Source organism: Paenibacillus sp. GCM10027630 (genome assembly GCF_042676305.1).
Lineage (GTDB): Bacteria > Bacillota > Bacilli > Paenibacillales > NBRC-103111 > Paenibacillus_S.
In genome coordinates this window covers 1-5655 of the sequence record NZ_JBHTGY010000076.1, presented here as the reverse complement: position 1 = coordinate 5655, position 5655 = coordinate 1, and the positions used below count along the sequence as shown (strand labels likewise).

Below are 5655 nucleotides of genomic sequence, written 5' to 3'. Positions count from 1 at the left end.
TCTTCCAAGCCGTCTGTTAGCTACGGAGCAGCTTGGCCTTTACTCCGACCGGACTTTCACCGGCAAGTTGTGCCTAGCTTGGCTAGGCGCGCAAGTCCTAGACTGTCGCTGTTTCTGAACTAACGTTTTCCGTTAGCGAAATACCTACATTTCCGTTTGAATAAGTGCCAATGAAAAAGAAAAAGGACGTACACAACGTTGCGGGAACTCCAGCGTTCTGACAAAGTGTGCTCAATTTAATTTGAAAATTCTCTGTTCAAATAAGATTCAGATTCACTTTATTGGTTATCGCATTTCCTTGGACAGAGTCAATAGAGTTCAGAGTTAACTTGAGACTTCTGTTCCTTTGCATAATTCAACCCTAAGTGATGGGCTTGGTTAAGCAGCATCTCATAATGCTTAGGATTAGAATTCAAAGTCTCGTATAATAAACTAACCTTTGAATTGGAAACACCGCAATAATCTGCAATTCCCACATTGAGCAGATGAGTAATCATTTCATCATAGTTACGCTTTTTCATCTGTTCTTTGGAAGCGCCCGCCAAACCAATCCACAAGACATGCTGATGATGAAGCTGGTTCGAACCGTATGCAAACCCATTGTTCCATACACGGTCAATATAACCTTTTAGCATGGCTGGCAAATGCCACCACCAAATTGGAAAAATAAATGCTAAGGCATCATGCTCCTTCATGCGCCTTATTTCAAGTTCCACCTCAGGAGAAAAGGACTGTTTCGCAGCTGACGAATCAGGTTCATCTACTCCTTTTAAAACAGGATCAAAGCCAATCCGGTGTAAATCCAATATCTCATAGTCGTGGCCGGCCTCGGCAAGACCTTGTACGAAACGATCGGCAACCTTAAAGGTCAGAGAATCCTCTCTCGGGTGCGAAACAACGCTTAATACTCTCATACCTGTATCTTCCCTACCTTTCTCAACATCCAATTTGTAGCCATTATCAATGGCTGATGCTATTATAAACAGTATTAAAATAATCCGGAAGTACGCACTTTCAAGTTCTATAGGATGATACAGGTGCCATAGGAACATAGAAGTGCCCTAGATATAGATGCCCTAGAAACTTACCAGAATAACGGATGAGTGAACGAATGTTATGTTCCTAGCAAAAACTTTTACGGAGGGTAATTGATGACTGAAAAGAGGGAAAATAGTGTTCAAAAGAAGTATAAAGTTGGTGTGGAGGCGGCATTAGAAGTCATGGGGGGGAAATGGAAGCCTTTAATCATCTATCATTTGATGACAGGACGGAAACGGACGTCTGAGCTTCGACGGTTAATGCCCGGCATTACGCAAAAAATGCTGACCACTCAACTAAGAGGCCTGGAAAAGGATGAGATTATTGCACGAAAAGTTTACACAGTCGGTTCCACAATCGAGGAAGTAATTGCGGTAATGGGAACTCCGGATTCGTATAATACAACATCGCTTGGTTTTGGGTGCTCACAGGTTTTTATACAGAATGGAAAGGTATCCAGTTACTCCGATATTAGCAAAAGCCTTAAAGTAAAATAAGTACATTGAGCCGCGGCGTCTTTTCGGATTTTCCACGGTTCGAGCCCATATTGCAATTCGGAACGGACTGTTGTTAAAAGATAATAAACTAATAGACTTTCCATTATCAAGACCTTGGTTGAGGAAAATTTATTAAAATAAGGGGATCTACATATTATACATAACTAATATGTAGATCCCTTTATTTTCCTGACTGAGAAAAAAAGCAAAATTTGAGGATCGATCGTTACGCTACCCCGAAAATTACTCTTAGCACAAACCCAAAAATGGCAGCACGAAGCTAAGCCCAGCTTTAATGGTTTTTAAAAGCTGGGCTTCATAGGAATATATGAAACATGATGAAGTTAAGAGGCTTCCGAATTAGAAAGAGTGACTTGAAAACCAAGATTCTCGAGCTTTCGTACGGCTTGTCTAACAATCACTTCTTGCTGTCGCTGTTCAAAGTAATGACTGCCTAAATCTTTGTAACCCTCTTTGCGCGCAAGGAGATGGTAAGCGATGATCATGATCGAGTGCGCAACAGCTACGGCTGCTCGGTGTCTCCCTATTCGGGCGGCGATGCGCCGGTACTGTGCTCCCAGGTAGTTGTCGGATCTGCATACGGAGTGGGCGACTTCGATCAGTGCCGCTCGGAGATATTTGTTGCCTTTGCGAGTTTTCGAGGATTTACGTTTTCCGGTACTTTCATTTTGGTCTTGCTAAAAAGGGTCGAGCCGTTTGGCTACCTCCGTATCCAGTTCGAGAATCTGCTCATTCAAAAAATCGACGTGCGTGAGCATGGTTTTCAGCATGATCCGCTGGTGGGCACTCATGTTGCCGCGTAAGGCTAATTCCAGCTCTTCTTTCTTTTTCTTTAGTGTCCGCCGTGCAAAGGCTGCCAGCTTTTCTGGATCTTCTTCGCCCTCGATCATGGCACCCATCATATCGCGGCTGCTCACGCCCATAATGTATTGGCGCCTTCCAAGACCTTTTGGACCCGGTTATGTTCGCGGGAGCGTTCCTGAATGAGGCTGCGACGGTAACGGACTAATTCGCGAAGTTCACGTTGGTTACGGTCAGGAATATAACTAGGCTTCAGTAGCCCATGTCGCAGCAGATTGCAAATCCACTCCGCATCTTTCACGTCCGTCTTCCTGCCGGGGACTGCCTTGATGTGTTGGGCGTTAACGACAAGAAACTGAATCTCCTCGGCTTCAAGCAGGTTGACGACGGGCTTCCAGAAAACGCCGGTACTCTCCATGGCCACGTGTGTACAGCGATGCTGCTTGATCCAGTCGATCAAGTCGAACAGGAAAACGGTATGTGTACGAAACGTATTAATCTCCTTTCCATCGGGCGTCAAAACACAAGCAGTGATGGACTTCTTGTGAACATCCAAACCACAAGCGCGTTCGATCAGGACATCCATAACATTCACCTTTCTACGGCAATGAAAATTGAGGACTGGTGCAACAACCAGAATAGGATTACTCTACCCCGTGTGCTTCCAAAAAGGAGCGACATACCGTGGTGCACCGTGATCGTCGTAGTCAGACTAACGGATGGGTTCGTGACACCATAGCGTAACGACCTTCCTCACCAGCCGTAAACATAGTATAAAACACCGCACCAAAATTTTCATTATTCTGTGGTGCCCCGAGAGGGGCATGGGTGGCTAACGGGAAACTATAGTCTCATAAACAATTTAGACGTGGCTGCCAGCAAGAATCGGCAGCCGCGTTGTGCTAATGGGCAGGTTAGATTCGCAATTCATAAGAAACATCCAAACCTTTACATGGTAACATGTAGTCAATCCCTTATATCACATGAACAAAGGAGAACTTAAATGAGAAAGCTTGTTTTATTTTTGCATGCATCGCTTGACGGTTTTGTAGAAGGGCCTAATGGCTCAATGGACATTGGCTGGGTTTCCTACGATAATGATTTAGCGAAGCACGCGGCGCAAATTTTGAGTACAGCCGACACCGTCCTCTGGGGTAGAGGTACTTATCAAATGATGCTCAGCTATTGGCCCACGGTGCCATCGAACCCCTCAAGTTCGGAGCATGAGCTGGGAGCATGCCGCGTGGATTGAGCAAACATCCAAAATTGTTTTTTCCAAGACGCTTGATAAAGTGGAATGGAACAATTCCAGACTGGTGAAAGAGAATGTCAAGAAAGAAATCCTGAACTTGAAGGAGCAGCCAGGAAAAGATATTGTCATACTCGGCAGTCCCGGGATTGCGCACCACGTGATGGGTCTTGATCTTATCGATGAGTACAAAATCACGGTATCTCCTGTCCTGATCGGCAGCGGGCTGCCGTTGTTTCAAGGACTCAAAGAGAAGACCAAGCTTAAACTTATCGAAAATAAAACGTTCGATTCCGGAGCCATTGGTCTCTATTATCAGACTCTTGATAATCAAGATTTAATGGATATTATTATTAAAAAATGGGCTATATAACTGTCGGATGACATGAACTTTATCTCATTAAATGTCGCGTAAATCGCAGCATTTTTGTTTTATGGGATAAAGTTCTTGTCAAATCTCAATGACAAGAACTTTATCTCATTCCCGACAATGGTTACATAACGTAAAAGTATTAGGGCTTTCTATTTTGGCAGAGTAATACATCCGCTTCACCTACAATATGATGAGGATAGAAAGAAATCTAAAGAGGTGAGCCAATGGCAGTCGTAAAAGCCAGGGAACAGGATATTAATATGTTGGCAAGGTTGCTTCGAGCTGAAGCTGAGACCGAAGGCGAAACGGGCATGCTCCTTGTTGGAAATGTTGGCATTAACCGAATAATAGCGAATTGCTCCGATTTTAAAGGAATCCGGACAATTCCCCAAATGATCAACCAGCCGCATGCGTTCGAAGCGTTGCAACATGGTATGTACTATCAAAACGCAAGAGAGAGGGAACGCCGTCTGGCGCAACGGGCTGTAAATGGGGAACGGAATTGGCCAGCAGAATTCTCCCTATGGTATTTCCGCCCAGGAACGTTCGATAATCCCGGACCATGTCCGCCAACTTGGTATAATCAACCGCTCGTAGGACGATGGAAGAAGCACTGTTTTTATCAACCGACCGTGGAAGAATGTGAAAGTGTATATAATACGTATTAATTTTATAAACGAAAAGAGCACAGGATCTCTTAACCTGACTTGTCACAGCCGGATTATGGTAATTTTATTTTAACTTCATATAAAAATGCAGGCTTTGACTGTGTAACATACAAATTATTAAAAACAACGTCAAAATTTTTGACGTTGTTTTTATGTCGGGAATGGGATAAAGTTCTTGTCATTTATGACATCAAGTTCTTGTCAACCGACAATAACTCATATGTCGTGATTTGCAATAGACGGGGGCTTTGTATCCAACTCGATAAAATTGTGAATTACCATAAAGCACTGGCTGATCCGACTCGCATACGAATGCTTATTCTACTTGCCGACGGAGAAATGCACGGGCAAGTTAGCGGAAAAGCTAAGCGTCTCGCCCCCAACGATAACCCATCATGCGATGAAACTGAGAGAAGCGAGTCTAATAAGCGAAAGAAGAGAAAAGAATACGAACTATTTCTCTCTTAATGACTATTTTTTGTAACAGAATGCTAACGCGATATAGATCCTTTTTTCAAAAAAACGAGAGTCAAAGAACAACAGCAGCAAACAGGGAAACTTGAGAAGCTTTAAACAGTCCGTATTGAATTCTTTCTTCTCTGCCTACGAAAAATTGAAGCGTATTCCTAGACAATATAGGAAAAAACTGATTGTACTGGAGCAGCTGGCCTCAAATCAGGAAAAAGGAAAGAAATATACGAAAAAAGAGATCAACGAATTTATCAACAAGTATCAACGCAACGATACGATGAGAATTCATCATGCAGGATTACATGTATCGTGAGAATGAAGTATATGAACTAAATCCAAAGGAAATGTGGGCCAAATGGGAAGAACTATAATTCCCGTTAAGCCAGCAGGAACACCTCTTTGAAATAACGACGCCGAGAAACCCACGATTACGCTCCCTCGAAATGATTCAGTTTCCTCACTCAGGCTCATGAATTCGCAGGATTTCACCCTGTAGTAAGTTGAAGAGAAGAAGAGAAGGAGGAGCTGGTTTCTGTT

The 5655-nt window shown here is 43.4% G+C and carries 4 protein-coding genes and 3 pseudogenes; 5 read left to right on the top strand and 2 right to left on the bottom strand.

All coding sequences use genetic code 11. From position 1 onward, the window contains the following. Positions 1-308: 308 nt before the first annotated feature. Positions 309-914, bottom strand: a complete 606-nt coding sequence (locus ACFQ0C_RS31780; RefSeq protein ID WP_379372897.1) for an NAD(P)H oxidoreductase — start codon at positions 912-914, stop codon at positions 309-311. A gap of 237 nt (positions 915-1151) precedes the next feature. On the opposite strand from ACFQ0C_RS31780, the gene ACFQ0C_RS31775 reads away from it, so the two are divergent. Beyond that, positions 1152-1535: a winged helix-turn-helix transcriptional regulator gene (locus ACFQ0C_RS31775; protein ID WP_379372895.1), complete on the top strand. Its 384-nt coding sequence runs from the start codon at positions 1152-1154 to the stop codon at positions 1533-1535. 344 nt (positions 1536-1879) lie between these two features. Here the strand turns inward: ACFQ0C_RS31775 and ACFQ0C_RS31770 are convergent. Further along, positions 1880-2943, bottom strand: a pseudogene (locus tag ACFQ0C_RS31770) (IS110 family RNA-guided transposase). A 417-nt stretch (positions 2944-3360) separates the two neighbouring features. Between ACFQ0C_RS31770 and ACFQ0C_RS31765 the strand changes: the two are divergent. The 4 genes and pseudogenes from ACFQ0C_RS31765 (at position 3361) to ACFQ0C_RS31750 (ending at position 5431) form a co-directional block, all read left to right on the top strand. Beyond that, a pseudogene (locus ACFQ0C_RS31765) lies at positions 3361-3979 on the top strand (dihydrofolate reductase family protein). Between the two features lie 224 nt (positions 3980-4203). Continuing rightward, on the top strand, positions 4204-4647 hold the full coding sequence (locus ACFQ0C_RS31760) for a cell wall hydrolase (protein ID WP_171653909.1): 444 nt from the start codon (positions 4204-4206) through the stop codon (positions 4645-4647). A 252-nt stretch (positions 4648-4899) separates the two neighbouring features. Continuing rightward, positions 4900-5133, top strand: a pseudogene (locus ACFQ0C_RS31755) (ArsR/SmtB family transcription factor); the annotation flags it as partial. Between the two features lie 73 nt (positions 5134-5206). Beyond that, positions 5207-5431 carry a DUF2087 domain-containing protein gene (locus tag ACFQ0C_RS31750; protein ID WP_379372892.1) on the top strand — a complete coding sequence of 75 codons (225 nt, stop codon included), beginning with the start codon at positions 5207-5209 and terminating at the stop codon, positions 5429-5431. The last annotated feature ends 224 nt before the right edge of the window (positions 5432-5655 follow it).

What these genes read in the sequence shown, in the direction of transcription:
- ACFQ0C_RS31775 (WP_379372895.1), top strand. Translation starts at nt 1,152, where the DNA reads ATGACTGAAAAGAGGGAAAATAGTGTTCAAAAGAAGTATAAAGTTGGT.
- ACFQ0C_RS31760 (WP_171653909.1), top strand. Translation starts at nt 4,204, where the DNA reads ATGGCAGTCGTAAAAGCCAGGGAACAGGATATTAATATGTTGGCAAGG.
- ACFQ0C_RS31780 (WP_379372897.1), bottom strand. Translation starts at nt 914, where the DNA reads ATGAGAGTATTAAGCGTTGTTTCGCACCCGAGAGAGGATTCTCTGACC.